General features: G+C 64.9%; 19 protein-coding genes. 10 read left to right on the forward strand and 9 right to left on the reverse strand.

Annotation, left to right across the window (positions count from 1 at the left end):
- The first annotated feature begins 47 nt into the window (after positions 1–47).
- Positions 48–1,388 carry a methyl-accepting chemotaxis protein gene (locus AC4GYS_RS04995; protein ID WP_491107988.1) on the forward strand — a complete coding sequence of 447 codons (1,341 nt, stop codon included), beginning with the start codon at positions 48–50 and terminating at the stop codon, positions 1,386–1,388.
- Between the two features lie 17 nt (positions 1,389–1,405).
- On the opposite strand, the gene AC4GYS_RS05000 is transcribed toward AC4GYS_RS04995, so the two are convergent.
- Positions 1,406–1,552, reverse strand: coding sequence for a hypothetical protein (locus AC4GYS_RS05000; RefSeq protein WP_491107989.1), 147 nt, complete (start codon positions 1,550–1,552; stop codon positions 1,406–1,408).
- Between the two features lie 114 nt (positions 1,553–1,666).
- On the opposite strand from AC4GYS_RS05000, the gene AC4GYS_RS05005 reads away from it, so the two are divergent.
- Positions 1,667–1,927, forward strand: a complete 261-nt coding sequence (locus tag AC4GYS_RS05005) for a hypothetical protein (RefSeq protein WP_491107990.1) — start codon at positions 1,667–1,669, stop codon at positions 1,925–1,927.
- Between the two features lie 79 nt (positions 1,928–2,006).
- Here the strand turns inward: AC4GYS_RS05005 and AC4GYS_RS05010 are convergent, their stop codons facing one another.
- Both AC4GYS_RS05010 and ykgO read right to left on the reverse strand, forming a co-directional pair.
- Positions 2,007–2,273 carry a hypothetical protein gene (locus tag AC4GYS_RS05010; RefSeq protein ID WP_491107991.1) on the reverse strand — a complete coding sequence of 89 codons (267 nt, stop codon included), beginning with the start codon at positions 2,271–2,273 and terminating at the stop codon, positions 2,007–2,009.
- 132 nt (positions 2,274–2,405) lie between these two features.
- Positions 2,406–2,531: a type B 50S ribosomal protein L36 gene (gene ykgO, locus AC4GYS_RS05015; protein WP_029941846.1), complete on the reverse strand. Its 126-nt coding sequence runs from the start codon at positions 2,529–2,531 to the stop codon at positions 2,406–2,408.
- A gap of 116 nt (positions 2,532–2,647) precedes the next feature.
- Here ykgO and AC4GYS_RS05020 point away from each other — a divergent pair, with 116 nt between their 5' ends.
- Positions 2,648–3,034 (forward strand): SpoIIAA family protein, encoded by a 387-nt coding sequence (locus tag AC4GYS_RS05020; RefSeq protein ID WP_491107992.1) that lies wholly within the window; start codon positions 2,648–2,650, stop codon positions 3,032–3,034.
- On the opposite strand, the gene AC4GYS_RS05025 is transcribed toward AC4GYS_RS05020, so the two are convergent.
- Complete coding sequence (locus AC4GYS_RS05025; RefSeq protein WP_491107993.1) at positions 3,031–4,542, reverse strand: M20/M25/M40 family metallo-hydrolase; 1,512 nt, start codon at positions 4,540–4,542, stop codon at positions 3,031–3,033. The genes AC4GYS_RS05020 and AC4GYS_RS05025 overlap by 4 nt on opposite strands.
- A 112-nt stretch (positions 4,543–4,654) precedes the next feature.
- Positions 4,655–5,662 (reverse strand): UDP-glucose 4-epimerase GalE, encoded by a 1,008-nt coding sequence (gene galE / locus AC4GYS_RS05030; RefSeq protein WP_491107994.1) that lies wholly within the window; start codon positions 5,660–5,662, stop codon positions 4,655–4,657.
- A gap of 133 nt (positions 5,663–5,795) precedes the next feature.
- On the opposite strand from galE, the gene AC4GYS_RS05035 reads away from it, so the two are divergent.
- Positions 5,796–6,926 (forward strand): M14 family metallopeptidase, encoded by a 1,131-nt coding sequence (locus AC4GYS_RS05035; RefSeq protein ID WP_491107995.1) that lies wholly within the window; start codon positions 5,796–5,798, stop codon positions 6,924–6,926.
- A gap of 4 nt (positions 6,927–6,930) precedes the next feature.
- Entirely contained in the window at positions 6,931–7,620 is a 690-nt protein-coding gene (gene gpmA / locus AC4GYS_RS05040) for a 2,3-diphosphoglycerate-dependent phosphoglycerate mutase (RefSeq protein WP_491107996.1), read from the forward strand.
- 16 nt (positions 7,621–7,636) lie between these two features.
- Here the strand turns inward: gpmA and AC4GYS_RS05045 are convergent, their stop codons facing one another.
- Positions 7,637–8,212, reverse strand: a complete 576-nt coding sequence (locus AC4GYS_RS05045; RefSeq protein ID WP_491107997.1) for a GGDEF domain-containing protein — start codon at positions 8,210–8,212, stop codon at positions 7,637–7,639.
- A gap of 126 nt (positions 8,213–8,338) precedes the next feature.
- Here AC4GYS_RS05045 and purE point away from each other — a divergent pair, with 126 nt between their 5' ends.
- Positions 8,339–8,821, forward strand: coding sequence for a 5-(carboxyamino)imidazole ribonucleotide mutase (gene purE / locus AC4GYS_RS05050; protein ID WP_491107998.1), 483 nt, complete (start codon positions 8,339–8,341; stop codon positions 8,819–8,821).
- Positions 8,818–9,882 carry a 5-(carboxyamino)imidazole ribonucleotide synthase gene (locus AC4GYS_RS05055; RefSeq protein WP_491107999.1) on the forward strand — a complete coding sequence of 355 codons (1,065 nt, stop codon included), beginning with the start codon at positions 8,818–8,820 and terminating at the stop codon, positions 9,880–9,882. Before purE ends, AC4GYS_RS05055 begins: the two co-directional genes overlap by 4 nt.
- On the opposite strand, the gene AC4GYS_RS05060 is transcribed toward AC4GYS_RS05055, so the two are convergent.
- A complete protein-coding gene (locus AC4GYS_RS05060; protein WP_491108000.1) occupies positions 9,866–10,768 on the reverse strand; it encodes an ATP-grasp fold amidoligase family protein in 903 nt (300 codons plus the stop codon). The genes AC4GYS_RS05055 and AC4GYS_RS05060 overlap by 17 nt on opposite strands.
- 230 nt (positions 10,769–10,998) lie before the next feature.
- Positions 10,999–13,812, reverse strand: a complete 2,814-nt coding sequence (locus AC4GYS_RS05065; RefSeq protein WP_491108001.1) for a M16 family metallopeptidase — start codon at positions 13,810–13,812, stop codon at positions 10,999–11,001.
- A 235-nt stretch (positions 13,813–14,047) separates the two neighbouring features.
- Between AC4GYS_RS05065 and lepA the strand changes: the two genes are divergently transcribed.
- Both lepA and AC4GYS_RS05075 read left to right on the forward strand, forming a co-directional pair.
- Positions 14,048–15,856: a translation elongation factor 4 gene (gene lepA / locus AC4GYS_RS05070; RefSeq protein ID WP_491108002.1), complete on the forward strand. Its 1,809-nt coding sequence runs from the start codon at positions 14,048–14,050 to the stop codon at positions 15,854–15,856.
- 293 nt (positions 15,857–16,149) lie between these two features.
- A complete protein-coding gene (locus tag AC4GYS_RS05075; RefSeq protein ID WP_491108003.1) occupies positions 16,150–16,548 on the forward strand; it encodes a response regulator in 399 nt (132 codons plus the stop codon).
- On the opposite strand, the gene AC4GYS_RS05080 is transcribed toward AC4GYS_RS05075, so the two are convergent.
- The gene (locus tag AC4GYS_RS05080) at positions 16,549–17,643 is read right to left on the reverse strand and encodes a PAS domain-containing protein (protein WP_491108004.1); all 1,095 of its coding nucleotides are present in this window, start codon (positions 17,641–17,643) and stop codon (positions 16,549–16,551) included.
- 247 nt (positions 17,644–17,890) lie between these two features.
- Here AC4GYS_RS05080 and AC4GYS_RS05085 point away from each other — a divergent pair, with 247 nt between their 5' ends.
- Positions 17,891–19,129: an efflux RND transporter periplasmic adaptor subunit gene (locus AC4GYS_RS05085; RefSeq protein WP_491108005.1), complete on the forward strand. Its 1,239-nt coding sequence runs from the start codon at positions 17,891–17,893 to the stop codon at positions 19,127–19,129.
- Position 19,130: the final 1 nt, after the last annotated feature.

Raw genomic sequence — 19,130 nt, forward strand, 5'->3', positions numbered from 1 at the left:
GGGCAGAAGGTCGCCCAGGGATCAAATCAGTACGGGTGAAGACTTCCATGGCGGCACGGCAAGGCAAGGCGCACGATTACGACCTCGCGCGGGGGCTGCGCTTTTATGACGGCGGCGGCAGATTGTCGGAGCGGGCGGCCGCCTTGTGGGGCCGGATCGACGCGGCGGAGATGGAAATCGCGCGCGAATTCTGGCGCCGCTATCGCCGCTCGGAAGATCTCAAGGACCAGATCGGCGACGACCAGGTCGAAGCGCTGGCCAAGAAGATCGTGCCGTACCTTCGTGACAAGTTCCTCCGCCTCAACGACGGCGCGTGGGTCGCGACGGCCCGCGGCTTCGTCGAAAAGGCGCTGGCCGCCGATCTCAGCCTGTCGACCCTGCTGTCCGGGCTGAACGCGGAAACGGAAGCGGCCTATGCCGCCATCAGGGCGACTATTACCGACGAGGACGATATCGCTGCCGCCTGCCGCACCTTGTCGGAAGTCGAAGCGCTGGAGATCGACGTCTTCGTGCATCATGCCATTTCCATCACCCGGGCGACCGTCGATACCCGGCAGGCCGAACAGGCGGCCGAGTTCAACCGCAAGGTGATGAGTGTCGTCACCAAATGCGTCGCGGAGAACGATCAGCTGCGCAATCAGGCGGGGACCACCTCGGCTTCGGCGCGCGGCATGCTGGGCAAGACCAGCGAAGTCGCCGCCGCCGCCGAGCAGTCCGCGGTCGCGATGCGGGAGGCGGCCCAGACTGCCGCCGGCCTAATCCGCGCCATCGAGGACGCTCGGTCCGAGGTCGAGATCGCGGCGGGGGTGGCGACGAAGGCGGGCGATCAGGCCAGTCAGGCGGTCAAGGTCAGCCAGATGCTCTCCGGCCATGTCGAGGCGATCGAGTCGATCCTCGGCCTGATCCGCGACATTGCTGGGCAGACGAATCTGCTGGCTCTCAACGCCACCATCGAGGCGGCCCGAGCGGGCGATGCCGGCCGTGGCTTCGCCGTGGTCGCGCAGGAGGTGAAAAGCCTTGCCAGCCAGACCGCCCGGGCCACCGACGACATCACTGCCAAGATCACCGCAATTCAGCAGGCCACCCGGCAGACGGTGGACGCCAATGGCTCCATCCAGTCGACGGTCGAGGAGGTCCAGACCAGCGCGGACCGGATCCGTCAGGCGATGGAATTGCAGGCACAGACCGTGACCATGATCACGGCCGCCGTGGACGAAACCGCGTTGGCCGCCGATTCGATGAGCAGCACGATCGCCGCGATCCGTTCGGACACGGAGGGCGTCGCCAAAGACATCGATCAGGTGGAGCAGGGCTTCAGCCGTTTTTCCGAGCAGATCGGCGACTTCCGCTCGGCCACCAGCGAGTTCGTCAGCCGCTTCGCCGCCTGAAGCCGTCCAGCGCGCGTTTAGCCCTTCTTCTTGGCGGCGGCCCCCTTCTTGCCGAGGATGGACTGCGCCTTGCTGCTTTGCCGGGGGTTCGATTTACCTTCCTTGGCGGCGGTGGCGTTGGCGCGCTTCGCGGCGTGGCTTCCGTGACCCTTGGTGTCGGACATGGTGTCTTCTCCTTCCCGGCCAACAACGAGCAACGGGCGATCGCGGATCATGGACTTTGGGGCAGGTGCGCGGCGCTAACCCGATCCTAACCGCTTGGGGACTATCTTACCGGAATGGCCGCACCGTTGCCCACTCGCAAGCAGACCGTCGACCTGTCGAAAGGTCGCGGCGTGCGCATCTCGCGCATCCGCCGGGACCCGCCCCCGCCGCCGCCTCGGGTCATGACCAGGGCGGAGCTGCGTGAGCGGGAAGCATGGATGGTCGGGATCGGCGTCGTCGCTTTCGCCGTCGCCCTGTTCGTGCTCCTGATCGCGATCAATCGGGGTCCCGGCTGGTCGCTCGGCGACATGGAGATCACAATCCGCAATTGGTGAAAGGCCTCGCGACCCCGCTCGCCTCAAAGAAAAGGCCGCTACCTTTCGGCGCGGCCTTTCTTGTTTCACTCGCGGCGACTTAATCGCAGCGCCGGCTTTCCTTATATTCGCCCTGGGCAGTCTTTTCCTTGATGGTGACGCAATTGCCCTGCCGCGTTTCCTCGCGCCAGCTACCGTCCGGATTGACGATCCGGTTGCCAGGACGGGGCACGCGCTTGCCATCCTTGATCTCGTAGCTGAACCCCTTGGGGGTCTGCTGGCTTTGAGCGTGCGCCACGGACGCACCCCCGCCGACGGCAAGCGCCACGGCGGCGGCCGGCAGAATGGCCCTGAACAACGTCTTCATCGCATGCGCTCCTTGTCGGAAGCACCTATAGGCGAACAAAGATGAACCGCCAATGACGGCGAGGCGTTTAAGAATAGCGGTAAACGGAGGCGTCGGCGGCGGCGTGCCGGGGCAACACCGCCCCGGGGACGCTTAGCCCTGCCGCGCCTTGAACCGGCGGTTCGTCTTGTTGATGACGTAGGTGCGACCGCGACGGCGGATCACCCGGCAGTCCCGGTGGCGGTCCTTGAGGGACTTGAGAGAGTTGCGAATCTTCATGACCGGTGACTGCCCGTTCGAACTACAAGTTGTTGGATGACGCCCGAAGGCTTCGGCGCGCCCCTATGGTAGAGAGGGAGGCGAGTCAAGTTGCGGAGCAGGAAAGGAGCCACGCAATGCTGCAATTCATCGACGCCCCCGACGATGTCATCGCCCTCAAGGTTTCGGACCGGCTGACCGCGGCCGACATGGATGCGATCATGGACCGTCTCGATCCCATGATGGCCGGCGAGCGCAAGGTGCACGTGTTCGTGGAAACGCACAGCATCCACAGCATCGAGGTCGGCGGCCTTCCTTCCTACACGGCCCGGGCCATGCCCCTCATCGGCAAGCTCAACCGATTCGGCCGGGTTGCAGTCGTTGCCGACCAGGCGTGGATCCGCTTCTGGACCCGGCTGGAGAGTGCCATGCTGCCCTTCGTTTCCTACCGCGTATTCCTGCCCGAGCAGCGTGACGAGGCGCTGTCCTGGGTGAAGGGCGAGCAGCAGACGGTCGGCGCCTAGCGGCTGGCCTTTGGTTGGCCGGGCGCGAACGCCGCACCGAAATAGCTCCCTTTGTACCAGCGCGGGCGGGCCGGATCGTCGGCAAGGCGGCGCGAGATGCGCGTGTTGAGGTCGGAATAGCGGGCAAGCTGATCCCACAGGATCGGCTGGGCAAGATCGTCGTCGACATCGTGATAGCTGGTCGCGAAAAACCGGTCCCACACCGGCTTTCCGCCGCCGCCGTATCCGGTGAACAGCAGGATCGCCGGGATGCCGCGTCGCGCGAGCGGATAATGGTCGGAGCGGACAAAGATATTCTGCTCCGGCATGGGATCGGGCGAAACGCCGATGCCCATTGTCGCGCCAGCGGCCGCCACTGTCCGCGCGACCGTGCTGTGCGGCGCGCCGAACGCAACGACGTCGGTAAAGCGATAGAGCGGAACGGGCATGTCTAGGTCGACGGCTGCGACCACCTGATCGATCGGGACGGTCGGATGCGAGGCCCAATAGTCTGCGCCGAGCAGGCCGAGTTCCTCGGCGGTGTGCGCGATGAACAGGACCGACCTTCGCGGCCGGCTGGCCGATCGGGCAAAGGCCCGGGCCGCCTCGAGCATGGTGGCCACTCCCGCCGCATTGTCGAGCGCACCGTTGTAGATCCGGTCTTCGCCCGGCCGGGCATTTTCCTTCATGCCAAGATGATCGAGATGGCCCATCAGCACCACATGTTCCGCGGCTAGCCTGGGATCGGAGCCGGACAGGCGGCCGAGCACCGCCGGGCTGGTGAAGTCTTCCCAGCTGGTTCGCGCACTGACCGTCACGCTTGAGGCAAGCGGAAAGCCGACGGGTCGAACGCCGGACCGGTTATAGGCGGCGCGAACTGCGGCAAGCGACTGCGGCGCGCCCTGGAAGAGACGCGCGGCGACCTCGTCCGACACCGCCATGCGGAAACGCAGGCCTTTCGGATCACTGCCGGCGTTGCCTGCCGCGTCGACCCAGTCCACTGCCTTGCCGCGGGCATATTGCCCAAGGCGCGGCGAGCCCCCGGTGCGCCCGATCTCGATGATGCCGACCGCGCCTGCGGCGGCGGCCATGCGCGGTTTCTGCGAGCCGAGATGTGCGGCGACCTCGCCGTCCATTCCAGTCGGCGTACCGGCAAACACGACCACCGTCCGGCCGCGCACGTCGAGGCCGCGAAAGTCGTCCATGCCGAGCACCGGATCGGCAATGCCGTACCCGGCGAAGACCAGTCCCGAGCGAATGGTCCGTTCGCGCTCTGTCAGGCTTGGCCGGACAGCGACGTCCTTGCCCCACGCCAGCGTCATCTGGCGGCCGCCTGCCATCAGTGAAACGCTCGGGGTACCATCATGCGCCGCCCGGCGCAGTGGCACCCGCTGGAAATAGGTGCCGGCTTCCCCGGCGGGCGCCAGGCCGATCTGCTGGAATTGGGCGGCGACGTAACGGGCTGCGAGCTCATGGCCCCGAGTGCCGGCGGCACGGCCCTCGAGCAGGTCGTCGGCAAGGAACGACACGTCCGCTCGGATGCGTGCCGCGGCGCCGTCGGCAGGCAGGGCAACGGGCGGTGCGGCCCCAAGGAGCCCGAGTGCCGCCAGTGGCGCGACCAGAATGCGTCGAAGGATCGGCTTACTCCTGCTCGGCCAGCCGCTTTTCCCAGGCGAGCGCGGTGCCGATGATGTGTTCGATGGCATCATGCTTCGGGGCCCACCCGAGCCGTTCGACCAGGCGGCGGTTCGACGCGACCAGTTGCGGAGGATCGCCGGCGCGGCGTTCGCCCATGCGGCGCGGCACCGGCGTGCCGTTCACCCGGTCGAGCGCATCCAGCATTTCGAGGACGGAGAAGCCGCGCCCGTAACCGCAGTTCAGCGTCAGGTTCTCGTCTGGCTCCGCAATCAGTTTCTCCAACGCCGCGACGTGGGCGGCGGCGAGGTCGGAAACGTGGATGTAGTCGCGAATGCAGGTGCCGTCGGGGGTCGGGTAGTCGGTGCCGAAGACATCGACGTGGCTGCGCTTGCCGATTGCCGCCTCGCAAGCGACCTTGAGCAGGTGGGTCGCCCCCTTGCCGGCCTGGCCCGAACGGCCCGCAGGATCGGCGCCGGCGACGTTGAAATAGCGCAGGGCGCCATAGTTGAAGCCGTAGGCGGCCGAGCAGTCCTTCAACATCGTTTCGGTCATCAGCTTGGACGACCCATAAGGATTGATCGGAACCGTCGGCGTTTCTTCGTCGATCGGGACGCGGTCGGGCTGGCCGTAGGTCGCGGCGGTCGATGAGAACAGGATGTGCCTGATGCCACCGGCCACCGCCGCGGCGATGAGGCTATGGGTCGCAACCGTGTTGTTGCGATAATATTCCAGCGGATTGACGACGCTCTCGGGGACGACGATCGACCCGGCGAAGTGCATGATCGCGTCGACCCCATGTTCCCGCATGAACGGTGCGACGGCAGCGGAATCGCCGATATCGGCCTGAAGAAATGCCACGTCTTCCGGCACGGCCTCGCGGCGGCCGTTGGAAAGATCGTCGATGACGACGACCGGCCAGCCGGCGTCGTTCAGCGCAAGGACGGCGTGGCTACCGATATAACCGGCGCCGCCGGTGACCAGGACGGTTGGACGAACGGAAGAGGACGCCATAAGCCTTGATATTGCTCCCTGAAACCACCCGCCCAGGGCGCCGCTAGACGTTTTCCGACTGGCGAGGCAAGGGTGCCGGCCTTAAGAGCCGCTGCGTTTGCGGCTCAACCACCAATTTCTTGAAGCGAGACCTATGGCGATCACCATCTCGAGCGCGTTCGACAGCGGCAACATCCGGGTCGTTCGAACGGACGGCAACAGATTCGACCTGGAGATCGTCAACGACGCGCACTCCGACTTCTACCAGTGGTTCCATTTCAAGCTGATGGGCGGGCTGGACCAGCCGGTGGAGCTGCGCATCCTCAACTGCGCGGGCAGCGCCTATCCGAACGGTTGGCCGGACTACAAGGCGCGCTTGTCCTACGACCGGGAAGACTGGGTATGCGTCCCGGAGACGAGCTACGCCGATGGCGTGCTGACCATCCGCTTCACGCCGGACAGCGATGTCTGCTGGCTGGCCTATTTTGCGCCTTATTCGATGGAGCGGCATCACGATCTCATCAGCACCTTCGCCATGCTGGACGGGGTCACCTACCGCTCGCTCGGGCAGAGCCTGGACGGGCAGGACATCGATTGCCTGACGATCGGCGACGGGCCGCTGACCGCATGGATTTACGCCCGCCAGCATCCGGGCGAGAGCATGGCGGAATGGTGGATGGAAGGCGCGCTCGAGAAGCTGGCCGACCGCGACGACCCCGTCGCTCGCGTCCTTCGGGCCGAATGCACCTTCCATCTGGTGCCGAACATGAATCCGGACGGATCCAGGCGCGGGCATCTTCGGACCAACGCTGTCGGCACCAATCTCAACCGCGAATGGCATGCGCCGAGCGCCGAGAAGAGCCCGGAGGTGAAATGTGTACTGGCGGCGATGGACGCCGCGCCGCCCGCTTTCGCGATGGACATCCACGGCGACGAGGCGATCCCGGCGAATTTCCTCGCCGGCTTTGAAGGCATCCCTTCGATCACCGAGCGGCAGACGCGTCTGTTCGGCCTTTTCGGCGACACGCTCGAGCGCCTGTGCCCCGATTTCCAGACCACGCAGGGCTATGAGATCGCGGCGCCCGGTCAGGCCAACATGAGCATGTCCACCACCCAGTTGGCCGAACGCTTCGGCTGCCTGTCGATGACATTGGAAATGCCATTCAAGGACAATTTCGACCTCCCCGATCCGCAGCATGGCTGGAGCCCGGAACGGTCCAAATATCTCGCCCACCATTGCCTGGATGCGCTGCACGCCATCCTGCCCGACCTGAAAAAGGCCTGAGCTTATGCCGACCCTTGTCCTGCTTCGCCACGGCCAGTCGCAATGGAACTTGGAGAACCGTTTCACCGGCTGGTGGGATGTGGACCTGTCGGAAAAGGGTATCGAGGAGGCCCGGGCAGCCGGCGAACTGCTCAAGGCCAAAGGCATGGAGTTCGATTGCTGCTTCACCTCGCTTCAGACCCGCGCCATCCGCACGTTGCACTTGGTGCTGCATGCGCTGGGGTCTTTATGGTTGCCCGTGACCAAGGACTGGCGCCTGAACGAGCGGCACTATGGGGGACTGACGGGCCTCAACAAGCAGGAGATGATCGACAAGGTCGGCGCCGAACAGGTCAAGATCTGGCGCCGCAGCTTCGACATTCCCCCGCCGCCACTGGATGACGACAGCCCTTATGCCTCGTTACAGCATGAGCGGCGCTATGCCGGGGTGGCCGTTCCATCGAGTGAAAGCCTGAAGGACACGATCGCGCGGGTGCTGCCCTATTACGAGACGGAGATCGCGCCGGCGCTCAAGGCGGGCAAGCGAGTCATGATTTCGGCCCACGGCAATTCCCTCCGCGCGCTCGAAAAGCATCTGTCGGGCATTTCCGATGCCGACATCGTCGGACTGGAAATTCCGACCGGGCAGCCGATCGTCTACGAGCTTGGCGACGATCTGTCGGTTCGCGACCGTTACTATCTGAGCGAACGCTGAGCGCGCGGCCAGACAGCTAGGCGGCCGCTTTCTCCTCATACATTGCACGGTCGGCACGGTTGACCACCGCGTCCAACCGATCGCCCTTCTCGATGACGGCGATGCCGATCGCGGCCGACAGTGGAATGAGGCGGCCGTCGTGCCGGAATTCGCTGCCCGCGATCAGGTCGGCCAGGCGGGCGGCGGTCTCGCTTGCCTCATCGATGTTGACCCGTTCCAGCAATATCGCGAACTCGTCGCCACCGAAGCGGGCAACGCAATCGCTCTGCCGGACTCCTCCGCGCAGCAGCTGGGACACGTGCACCAGCGCGGCGTCGCCGGCATGGTGCCCGAAGCTGTCGTTCAAGAGCTTCAGTCCGTCCACGTCGACAAACAGCATCGCGCCGCCATCGCCGTAGCGGTCGGTGCGGTCGATCAGTTTTTCCAGCTGCCGCATGAAACCACGCCGGTTGAGCAGGGGCACCAGGCTGTCGTAATGCGCGAGGCGATCGAGATCCTCGATCCGATTCTGCAAGCGGGCAATCTCGGCCCGCAGACGTCCAACCTCTTCGACCAACTCGCTTTTGTCACAGCAGTCAGGCTGGTTTTCCATGGTCGCCCCAAGCAACAAGTCGGGTTCTTCATAACCGCAATCGCTGCCCATGTGGATTCTGATCCCGTTGCGCCCCGGCCACTAGCTTCCTAAAGCGTCATCCAGTCCGGGAGCGTGGAAACAGAGATGAGCGGCGTTGCGGTTGGGATCATCATGGGCAGCTCGTCCGACTGGGACACGATGCGCCATGCGGCCGATACGCTGTCCGCGCTTGGCATAACCCACGAAAGCCGGGTGGTATCCGCCCACCGCACGCCCGAACGGCTGTACGATTACGCGCGCGGCGCCAGGGACCGCGGCATCCAGGTGATCATCGCCGGCGCCGGGGGCGCTGCCCACCTGCCGGGCATGGCCGCCAGCATGACCAGCTTGCCGGTGCTGGGCGTGCCGGTCGAGAGCAAGGCCCTGCAGGGCATGGATAGCCTGCTTTCGATCGTCCAGATGCCCGGAGGCGTACCGGTCGGAACGCTCGCCATCGGGAAGCCGGGCGCGATCAATGCGGGACTTCTGGCGGCATCCATCCTGGCTCTCGGCGACGAGGCACTGGCGGGCCGGCTCGAGGATTGGCGCGCCCGGCAGACCGAAAGCGTTGCCGAGCGACCCGAGTGATACCGCCCGGCAGCACGATCGGCATCATCGGCGGCGGCCAGCTTGGCCGGATGCTCAGCATGGCGGCGGCAGAGCTGGGGTACCGCTGCCACATCTTCGATCCGCACGACGCACCCTGTGCGGCGGACGTGTCGGCGCAGTTCACCCGTGCCGCCTTCGACGACCGGGAGGCGCTGGAAAGCTTTGCGGCGCGCTGTGACGTTGTCACCTACGAGTTCGAGAACCTGCCCGTCGAACCACTGGCGACCATCACGAACAAGCTTCGACCGGGATGCCGCTCGCTTGCGGTCGCGCAGGACCGGGCGGAGGAAAAGACATTCATCGAAAACAGCGGCGCCGAGGTCGCGCCATGGCGGGCCGTCAATAGCTTGGACGACGTGCAGACGGCCGTCCGGGAGCTTGGCTGCCCAGTGGTCCTGAAGACCCGGCGCTACGGCTACGACGGCAAGGGGCAGGCCTGGATCCGCTCGGAGGACGGCGCTTCCGCGGCGTGGAGCGACATCGGCGAGCAGCCTGCGGTCGCCGAGCAGGGTGTCGCCTTCGACGCTGAATTCTCCATCATCCTCGGTCGCGCGGCCGGTGGGGAGATCGCGTTTTTCGACTTGCCGGAAAATCGCCACGAGAGCGGTATCCTGCGCCGATCAACCGTGCCGGCGAGCGAACAGATACTGCGCCATGCCGACGCGGCGAGGCGCATGGCCAAAGGCATTGCAGACCGGCTTGATCATATCGGAGTGATGACGGTCGAGTTTTTCGCCTGTTCCGACGGGCCGCTCGTCAACGAAATCGCGCCCCGGGTGCACAACAGCGGTCACTGGACGATCGAGGGTGCGGCGAGTTCGCAGTTTCATCAGCACATCCGTGCGATCTGTGGCCTGCCGCTCGGCGCCACAAACTTGCGCGCGGCTGGCGCCCGGATGGACAATCTGATCGGTGCCGATGTCGATCGCTGGGCGGAGTTGGTGGCCGAGCCAGGCGCGTCGCTGCATCTGTATGGCAAGGGCGAGCCCAGGCCGGGCCGGAAGATGGGGCACGTCACCCGCCTTAGGGAGCGAGCTTGACCGCCTTTTTGCGCTCGAGGGCTTGTGACCACAGGCCGCCGACGTAGAGGTCGGCGTCGCGCGGACGAAATTGCCCGTTTCCGGCAGCAGGGAAAAAGGTCAGTTCCCCGACATAGACGTGACCGTCGACCTCATAGAGATCGACGCGCACGAACTCCAAGTCCTGCGAGAGGCGTTCGGCCAACTCGATCATGAACGGGAAACTGGACGGCGGGGCGGGGCAGACCTCACCGCGCGGCTTGTTGAAATCGAACGGTTGGGCCACCCATTCACGGTCGTAGATCACCCGGCGGTGGTCGGTCGTCCGACCATCGTCACGCCATACGAGTTCGACCCTGCCGCAGAACACGAAGAACTTATAATCGGACGGCGGGGCAATCCCGTCGCCGATCATCGGCTCGACCAGCAGGCCGGGCGATATCCGGGCGTAATGCCACTCGCGGTTCTGCCGGCCGATCTCGTACTGCGATGCCAGCCATATGGAGACACGCCTTTCGATGTCATCCCAGTTCTCTTCATCCGTTGAACGCACCAGGATCGTCTGATCGCAGCCATGGCTTGATTTGAGGACGTAGGGTTTGGGCCAGAGACATTCATTACGAGGTGGCAACTGGGGCCCGTTCCACAGGGTGGGGATGACATGCTCCGGGCCGATCAAGCGTGCGACATGATCCTTGACCGCAACCTTGTCCGTTAAGCGCGGCAGCCGCGGGTCGCTGCGCGACGTCAGCTTGTAGCGGAGCAGATGTTCGCTGAAGCTGCGCGGATTTCGGATCCTTGGCCAGGCGCCGTATTTTCGTCGATACCGAAGGCCCAGGTAGGCCCGATCGGAAAAATGGCCGGCAACCCGCTCTGCAACAGAAAGCATATGGCTGCGGAGCTTCATCAGCCTTGACCCCTCGCCGACCCGTTTCCTGAGCCATGACGGTATCACGGATTCAGCAACCCGGCTGCCGTAACCTCATGATGTCATTGCGTGCGGTACGGTCAAGTCCGTCTACTGACGCCCGTCTCCATTCTGGAGCGCCGCGGAGGTGCGCTGAGAGCTGCTTCGTGCTTGTCCGATCTTATTCAAGCGGCAGGCTCGATGTCGAACCTGCCGCTTGCGCGCGTTATTTACCGAGGTTGTGCGACCTCGATCGGATAGCCGAGCTTATCCAGCTGCGGCCGGACCTTGCTGGCTTCGCCGACCACGATCCAGACGAAACCGTTCGGATCGACCGCACCTTTAAGCGCCGCGTCGAGGCCGGTGGCGGTCAGCGACCGGTACTTGCCGGCAAGGGTTTCCTGATAATTGTCAGGCCGTCCGTAAAGGCTGTTGTTGATAAGCGCGGAGAGCACCGCCGAGCTGGTTTCAAACTGCCCGGGCAGCGCATCGACGTTGTTGCTGACCAATCGGGTCAGTTCCTCGTTCGTCACGCCCTTGTTGCCCAGAATGTCCGTGATGTTCTGGTTCAGTGCTGTGATCGACTCGCCGGTACGATCGGCCTGAACCGGCGCGCTGATGACGTACGGCGCGGTGTTCTGCGTCAAGGCGAAGTTCGAGCGAACGCCGTAGGACCAGCCCTTGGTTTCGCGCAGGTCCATGTTGATGCGCGACAGGAAGTTGCCGCCCAGCACCTCGCTCGCGGCCGTGACCGGCACGATGTCACTGCGCGGGTTCACCGGTGTGATCTGCGCGCCGACGATCACCGACTGCGGTGAGCCCGGGCGGTCGATCAGAACGATCCGTGGCGCCGTCGGACGGGCCGGTGGGGCGGTGAAGCTCTTTACGCCCTTTGGCACGGCCGGGGCCTGCCAATTGCCGAAACGACGCTCAAGCTGCGGCACGACCTGCGAGAGCGGCAGATTGGAGACGACGAACACCTCCATGTTGTCGGGCCTGAGCCAGCGTTGCTGCGCGGAGATCAGGTCGGCGCGCGAAAGCGCGGCGATCGCCTTGGGGTCGCTGACGCCGCCATAGGGGTGGTTCTCGCCGTACAGCAATGCCGGCAGGGCACGCTGGGCGATCCCGTTCGGATCCTTCTGCTGCTGTGCGATTCCGGTCAGGATCTGGGCGCGGACCCGCTCAACTTCCGCCGGGGCGAAGGTCGGCTGCTCCACAACCGTTTCAAGCAGGTCCAGCGAAGGCGACAGGTTGGCCGAAAGCGCCGACAGGAACACCGTGCTGCGATCGATGCCGCTATTGGTGGTCAAGCTGGCACCAAGCTCTTCCGACCGCTCGGCAATCTGCTGCGAGGTCAGCGAGCCGGCGCCTTCGGGAAGAAGGTTCATCATCATGCTCTGCAGGCCGCGAGCATTGGGCGCGTCCGACGAGGTCCCGGCGTTGAACAGCATGGCCATCTGCGTAACCGGAACGGCCGTGCGTTGAGCATAAGTCACGCGGACACCATTCGAAAGCTGGGCGCGCTGGACGTCCGGAAAATCGAGCGCGGCCAACTGACCAACCGAAGGTATTTCACGCTTGGTCGACGCTGGCGGAGCGCTGGCGGCCGCAGCGACTTTCGGCGCCCCCTTGGCCTCCTCGTACGGCGGGCGCTCGCCCGGCTCCAAGCGAAGCTTAAGCGGCGGCCGGGACAGATAACGGCCAAAGGCAGTCCGCACGTCGGCCGGGGAAACGGCCGCCAGTTCGCGCAGGTTGCGGCGGTAGAAGTTAGGATCGCCCGCGTACACCTGGCCCTCGGCGAGCGCGACGGCCTTGCCGCCAAAGCCGCCGACCTGCTCCAGCCCCTTGATACGACCCGCGACCTCGCTGGTGGCGGCGCGCTTGAGCTCGGCGGCGGTGGGGCCCCGGGCGATGAAGTCGGCCATGATCTCATCCAGGCGGCGTTCCACCACGGCGACATCTACGCCCGGCTTGACGGTCGCGCTGACCTGGAAAATGCCGACCCGCTGAAACGCCTGATTGCCGGCGGTGACGCTAACGGCCAACTTCTCATCGCGTACCAGCGCATTGTCGAGGCGGGATGAGGCAAGACCGCCAAGCACGCTGCCGCCGAGGTCGAGCGCCGCCGACTGCTTGTCGAGCATGCCCGGCACCGCCCAGTACCGCGATACGCTGGTGGCTGCGACGCGGTCCTTCATGACGATGGTATCGCGCGCGGTCGCGGCGGGAACGGCCGCCTGCGCAGGGGTGTTCACCGGGCCGCGCTTGATCGCGCCGAAATACTTCTCAACCAGGGGCCTCGCTTCGGCCGCGTTGATGTCGCCGGCAAGCACCAGCACCGCGTTGTTCGGGCCGTAATTGTCGCGGAACCAATCCTGCACGGTGGTGAGGCTGGCAGCGTCCAGATCGGCCATGGAGCCGATGGTGCTGTGCCGATAGGGATGGCCTTCCGGGAACAGGCCTTTCAGCACTTCGTAGAACACCAGGCCGCCCGGACGATTGTCGCCCTGTCGCTTTTCGTTCTGTACGACGCCACGCTGGTTATCCAGCTTCTCCTGCGTCACCGCACCGAGCAGATAGCCCATGCGATCCGACTCCATGAACAACGCCTTTTCCAGCGCGCCCCGCGGCACGGTCTGGAAATAGTTGGTGCGGTCGAAGCTGGTCGTCCCGTTGTAGTCGGTCGCACCGATCTGCTGCAGGTAAGTGAAGAAGTCGCCCGAAAGGTTTTCCGAACCGTTGAACATCAGATGCTCGAAAAGGTGCGCGAAGCCCGTCTTGCCCTGCGGCTCGTCCTTGGATCCGACGTTGTACCAGACGCTGACTGCGACGATCGGAGCCTTGCGATCTTCGTGAACGACGACGGTGAGGCCGTTCGCAAGCTTGAAGGAGGAGTTGGGAATCGCGACCTGGCGCACGAGCGCGGGCACGGGCACCGGCTGCGACGACGCAGCGCTGGACTGGGCCACGGCGGCAGGCGGTAGCGTCACGCCGGCAAGCGATGCGCTCGCCAACAGGAAAGCAAGACGGGGCAGGGTCGTCATGGGGTTGAGCTCCAACGGAAAAATCTACGCATCGCCGATGGTAGGGGTCGCGGGTGAACGCGCAATGGCTTTCGACGAATGGCAGAGTCCCTTCGACCGGCGCTCCGCTCCAGCGGATTGCGCCGGTCAGGGTGCGGATGCTTATTGGGCGGAGGGCACGGCGACCGCGGGTTGTTCGTGCACATCGTCTGGGGCGGCTGACAGGGGGCGAGCGACCTGCTAGCGGCGCGGCGACATGACCCCGCTTTCCAAGATCCGCAACTTTTCGATCATCGCCCATATTGACCACGGCAAGTCGACGCTGGCCGACCGGCTGATCCAGCGGACCGGGGGACTAACCGAGCGCGAGATGACCCGCGGGCAGATGCTGGACAACATGGAGATCGAGCAGGAGCGCGGGATCACCATCAAGGCGCAGACGGTACGCCTCGAATGGAAGGGCTATGAGCTCAACCTGATGGACACGCCGGGCCACGTCGACTTCGCCTATGAAGTCAGCCGCAGCCTGGCCGCGTGCGAGGGGGCGCTGCTGGTCGTCGACGCAGCGCAGGGCGTCGAGGCCCAGACGCTGGCCAACGTCTACCAATCGATCGAGCATGACCATGAGATTGTGCCGGTCATCAACAAGATCGACCTGCCCGCCGCGGAGCCTGAGCGGGTGCGGGCGGAGATCGAGGAAGTGATCGGCCTCGACGCGTCCGACGCGGTGCTGGCCAGCGCCAAAAGCGGGATCGGCATCGACGACGTGCTGGAAGCGATCGTCGCCAAGATTCCGCCGCCCAAGGGCGATCCTGACGCGCCGCTCAAGGCCATGCTGGTCGACAGCTGGTACGATCCGTACCTTGGCGTCGTCATCCTGGTGCGGGTGATGGACGGCACTCTGCGCAAGGGCCAGCAGATCAAGTTCATGCAGGCCGGCACCACGCATCTGGTGGACCGCGTCGGCTGTTTTCGCCCGAAGATCGAGCAATTGAATGAGCTCGGCGCTGGCGAGGTCGGCTTCATCACCGCGCAGATCAAGGAGATCAGCGAGGCCCGCGTGGGCGACACGGTGACCGACGCCAAGCGGCCTGCCGCGGAAGCGCTGCCGGGCTTCAAGGAAGTGCAGCCGGTGGTGTTCTGTGGCCTGTTCCCGACCGACGCGGCCGAGTTCGAGAAGCTGCGCGACAGCCTGTATAAGCTGCGGCTCAACGATGCGTCATTCAGCTTCGAGATGGAGACCAGCGCGGCGCTTGGCTTCGGCTTCCGCTGCGGCTTCCTGGGCCTTCTCCACCTGGAGATCATCCAGGAGCGACTGACCCGCGAATACGACCTTGACCTCATCACCACCGCGCCGAGCGTGGTGTACAAAATGGTCCTGAGCCATTCCAAGAACGAGCCGGCGCAGACGATCGAGCTGCACAACCCGGCCGACATGCCCGACCCTAACCGGATCGAGAGCATCGAGGAGCCGTGGATCGAGGCGACCATTTACGCTCCGGACGAATATCTCGGACCCATCCTGAAGCTGTGCCAGGACCGCCGCGGCATCCAGAAGAACCTGACCTATGTCGGCGGGCGGGCGCAGGTGACGTACGAGCTGCCGCTGAACGAAGTGGTATTCGACTTCTACGATCGGCTCAAAAGCATGTCGAAGGGCTATGCCAGCTTCGACTATCACCAGATCGGCCACCGCGAGGGCGACCTCGTCAAGATGAGCATCCTGGTCAACGAGGAGCCGGTCGACGCATTGTCCATGATCGTCCACCGCGGTACTGCCGAACTGCGTGGCCGCGGCATGGTCGAGCGGCTGAAGGAATTGATCCCCCGCCACCTGTTCAAGATCCCGATCCAGGCCGCGATCGGTGGCAAGGTCATCGCCCGTGAGACCATCAGCGCCATGCGCAAGGACGTGACAGCCAAGTGCTACGGCGGCGACGCGACCCGCAAGCGTAAGCTGCTGGACAAGCAGAAGAAGGGCAAGGCCAAGATGCGGGAGTATGGCAGCGTCAGCATCCCGCAAGAGGCGTTTATTGCTGCGCTACGGATGGGGGATGAGGGCTAAGGGAGGTCGGCGGGGCCGAACCACGGATAAGGTCGGCCTGATCATCGGCTTACTCGGCAGCGGCCCGGGGTGGGGGCGGCGATGTCGCAGGGGCCTACGGCTGCAACGCGCCACACCCCGCATCTCCCATGAATGCCGTCCATCAGTTTGACGTGATGACAGGAGCTAACCAAAGAGGCTAGCTGGAGGACAGCGGTTTGTGTGTACCGGTTTCTAAGGCCGCACCAGCCTTTGGTTTTGAACAAAAACGCGCTTTGTCCGTTGGACGACAAAACTTTGCTTCAGGAAGGGTTATGTCTGCTCGGATTTTGATCGTCGAGGACGAGATGCTCGTCGCCATCAATCTGGAGGCGACGCTGCATGAGCTGGGTTATGAGCCAGTCGGGATTGTGCCCGATCTGGCGACCGCGCGGCGTTACTTCGACGAGCCGCTGGACCTAGCGTTGGTCGACCTTAACCTGCGCGACGGGTGCACGGGGCCGGAGATCGGCGCGCAACTGGGCGCCAAGGGAGTGACGGTGCTGTTTGTCACCGCCAATCCTGGGCTGCTTGGCGAAGGCATCGCGGGCACCATCGGAGTGATCACCAAGCCGACCGACGAGCGGATCGTGAAGGAGGCGGTGGAATATGCGCTCGGCACGCGGCGCGGTCGCGCGGTCGAGGCGCCCCCTTGCCTCCGGCTATTCGGCTGATCAGCGGATCAGGTGCTGCCGGCGGACGATAACCTCGACTGACAACCCTTCGGCTCCCCAATCGCGGCTGATGGTGCCGCCAAGCTGTTGAACGACGCTAAGTTCGCTCAAGCGGGTCCCGAAGCCTTGCCGGTCGGGTGCGCCCGCGATGGGCGGGCCGCCACGTTCCTGCCAGCGCAGGGTAAGGTTTTCCGCATCGACGATGGTCTCGATCCGCACCGTTCCGTCTGGGCGGGACAAGGCGCCGTATTTCATCGCGTTGGTGGCAAGCTCATGCACCAGGAGGGCAAGCGGCGTGGCGCCGCGGTCGTCGACGCGCACGTCCTCGCCATGCAGCCCGATGCGCCCGTCATCGAGCGCCGGGTAGGGAGCGAGGATTTCGCGCAAGATGCCGTGTAATGAGTCGGTCGGCGCAGCAGGGGCGGAATGTTCGCTGTGCGGACGGACGAACTCGTGCGCCCGGCCGAGCGCGGCGACGCGTTGCTGAAGCCGGGCGGCGAAAGCTTTCTGACCGGGATCGTCGCGGGCGGACATAGCGATGAGACCGCTGATCACCGCGAAAATGTTCTTGATGCGGTGGCTGAGTTCCCGACTGAGAATCTCGTTGAGGGCGGCCTGCTCCTTGGCGTCGTGAATGTCGGTGCAGGTCCCGATCCAGCGGATGATGCGGCCATCCTCGGAACGGACGGGAAGGGCTCGCCCGAGCGTCCAGCGATATTCCCCGCTGCGATGGCGCAGACGATATTCAATCTCATAGGGCTCGCCGGTCTTGAGGCTGTGCTGCCAGCGTTCCCATGCGCGCGGCTGATCGTCGGGGTGGAACATGCCGTTCCATTCGTCGCCGTCCGTCGAGCCCGCGGGCACGCCGGTAAATTCATACCAGCGCGCGTTGTAATAATCGTGAAAGCCGTCGGGCAGGGTCGACCAGACCATGTGCGGCAACGCGTCGGCCAGGGTGTTGAAGCGCGCGTCGCTTTCGACCAGCGCGTTGCGGGCCGCGATCAGGTCGGGGTCGGAAGTGAGCTGGTCGATGTGACGGTCTCCTTGCAGTCCCCGCCAGGGAACGGTTCGCCGCTGTTGCAGGTCCCGCTTCACGGGTAAACCCGGAACGGCGCTGTTACGGTCCGTGTGACCGGGAGGACAATTCGTTCTTGTAGTGCGGTGGGTAGCCTTAGTGCTGCCTTGTCGACTTCCCGACGAATGGTCATCTGCCCGGCTCCCGACCCGTCGCAGTTCCAGAGCCGGTCAATTGGGTGTTTGGCGCTGAAGTTTGGTTCGGAGCCATCTGCCGAACCGGTCGTTCAGCTATTCGGCTGAAGTCTGGAAGATTGAGAACGCCCGAATGCCATCAGCGCTGCTTCAGTCCCTCGACACCTTTCGAATTGTACCGCGTCGACTTGCTTTTGTTGGGGCAGTCGCCGCGCTTGCGACGCTTAACGGGTGCACAGGGGCGGAAGAATCGGCGGCTCAGGGTGGTCCCCGTGGTCCGACCCAAGTCGGCTTCGTCGTAGTGCAGGCGAGCTCCGTGCCGGTCGTCAACCAGCTGGGCGGTCGCGTGGTCGCCTTGGAAACGTCCGAAGTCCGTCCGCAGGTGACTGGACTGATCCAGCGCCGGCTTTTCACCGAAGGCAGTGTCGTGCGGCAGGGCCAGCCACTCTACCAGATCGATGCCAGCCTTTATCGGGCGGCGGTCAACGAGGCGAGCGCCAACGTCGCGAGTGCCAGGGCTGCAGCCGAAGCGGCGCAGGCGCGGGCCAACCGTTACCGCCCGCTGGCCGAGATCGAAGCGGTAAGCCAGCAGGAATATACCGACGCTGCGGCGCAGGCCCGCCAGGCGCGGGCGGCCGTCAGCCAGAACAATGCGGTGCTGGAAACGGCTCGGATCAACCTGCGCTTCGCCACGATCCGCGCCCCGATTAGCGGACGGATCGGCAGGTCGCTGTTCACCCAGGGCGCGTTGGTCAGCTCCAACCAGACCGAACCGTTGGCGGTGATCCAGCGGACCGATCCGGTTTATGTCGATATACAGCAATCGGCGGCCGACCTCACGACGCTGCGCCGGGCGCTGGCGACTGGGGGCGTTGAGCCGGGCAGCACGCAGGTGCGCCTGCTGCTGGGAGATGGCAGCGAATATGGCTACACCGGTGACGTCCAATTTTCGGAGATCGTCGTCAACGAAAGCACCGGCACCGTGACCTTGCGGGCCCGCTTTCCCAATCCGCAGGGAACGTTGCTGCCCGGATCGTTCGTGCAGGCGCGCTTCATCCAGGCGGTGACGCCGAATGCCATCCTGGTCCCGCAAACCGCTTTGCAGCGCGACATCGGCGGTCAGGCCTATGTCTTCGTGGTCGGCGGCAACCGGGCGCAGCGACGCGAGGTCGTCGCCGACCGCACGGTGGATACCAACTGGGTCGTCACCGGCGGGCTCCGGCCCGGCGACCGGGTCATCACCCAGGGACTGGCCAATCTGCGTGAGGGCGCCGCGGTCCGCGCCGTACCGGCCAACACGCCGCAGCGGATCGCTCCGCGCCCGTCCGCCGCCGCCGGGGGCGGTGGCAACGGTCAGGGACGCGGCCGCTAAC

The organism is Sphingomonas sp. SP1 (genome assembly GCF_058313395.1).

Coding starts and splice junctions, on each gene's coding strand:
- AC4GYS_RS04995 (WP_491107988.1), top strand. CDS start 48: ATGGCGGCACGGCAAGGCAAGGCGCACGATTACGACCTCGCGCGGGGG.
- AC4GYS_RS05000 (WP_491107989.1), bottom strand. CDS start 1,552: ATGTCCGACACCAAGGGTCACGGAAGCCACGCCGCGAAGCGCGCCAAC.
- AC4GYS_RS05005 (WP_491107990.1), top strand. CDS start 1,667: ATGGCCGCACCGTTGCCCACTCGCAAGCAGACCGTCGACCTGTCGAAA.
- AC4GYS_RS05010 (WP_491107991.1), bottom strand. CDS start 2,273: ATGAAGACGTTGTTCAGGGCCATTCTGCCGGCCGCCGCCGTGGCGCTT.
- ykgO (WP_029941846.1), bottom strand. CDS start 2,531: ATGAAGATTCGCAACTCTCTCAAGTCCCTCAAGGACCGCCACCGGGAC.
- AC4GYS_RS05020 (WP_491107992.1), top strand. CDS start 2,648: ATGCTGCAATTCATCGACGCCCCCGACGATGTCATCGCCCTCAAGGTT.
- galE (WP_491107994.1), bottom strand. CDS start 5,662: ATGGCGTCCTCTTCCGTTCGTCCAACCGTCCTGGTCACCGGCGGCGCC.
- AC4GYS_RS05035 (WP_491107995.1), top strand. CDS start 5,796: ATGGCGATCACCATCTCGAGCGCGTTCGACAGCGGCAACATCCGGGTC.
- gpmA (WP_491107996.1), top strand. CDS start 6,931: ATGCCGACCCTTGTCCTGCTTCGCCACGGCCAGTCGCAATGGAACTTG.
- AC4GYS_RS05045 (WP_491107997.1), bottom strand. CDS start 8,212: ATGGAAAACCAGCCTGACTGCTGTGACAAAAGCGAGTTGGTCGAAGAG.
- purE (WP_491107998.1), top strand. CDS start 8,339: ATGAGCGGCGTTGCGGTTGGGATCATCATGGGCAGCTCGTCCGACTGG.
- AC4GYS_RS05060 (WP_491108000.1), bottom strand. CDS start 10,768: ATGAAGCTCCGCAGCCATATGCTTTCTGTTGCAGAGCGGGTTGCCGGC.
- AC4GYS_RS05065 (WP_491108001.1), bottom strand. CDS start 13,812: ATGACGACCCTGCCCCGTCTTGCTTTCCTGTTGGCGAGCGCATCGCTT.
- lepA (WP_491108002.1), top strand. CDS start 14,048: ATGACCCCGCTTTCCAAGATCCGCAACTTTTCGATCATCGCCCATATT.
- AC4GYS_RS05075 (WP_491108003.1), top strand. CDS start 16,150: ATGTCTGCTCGGATTTTGATCGTCGAGGACGAGATGCTCGTCGCCATC.
- AC4GYS_RS05085 (WP_491108005.1), top strand. CDS start 17,891: ATGCCATCAGCGCTGCTTCAGTCCCTCGACACCTTTCGAATTGTACCG.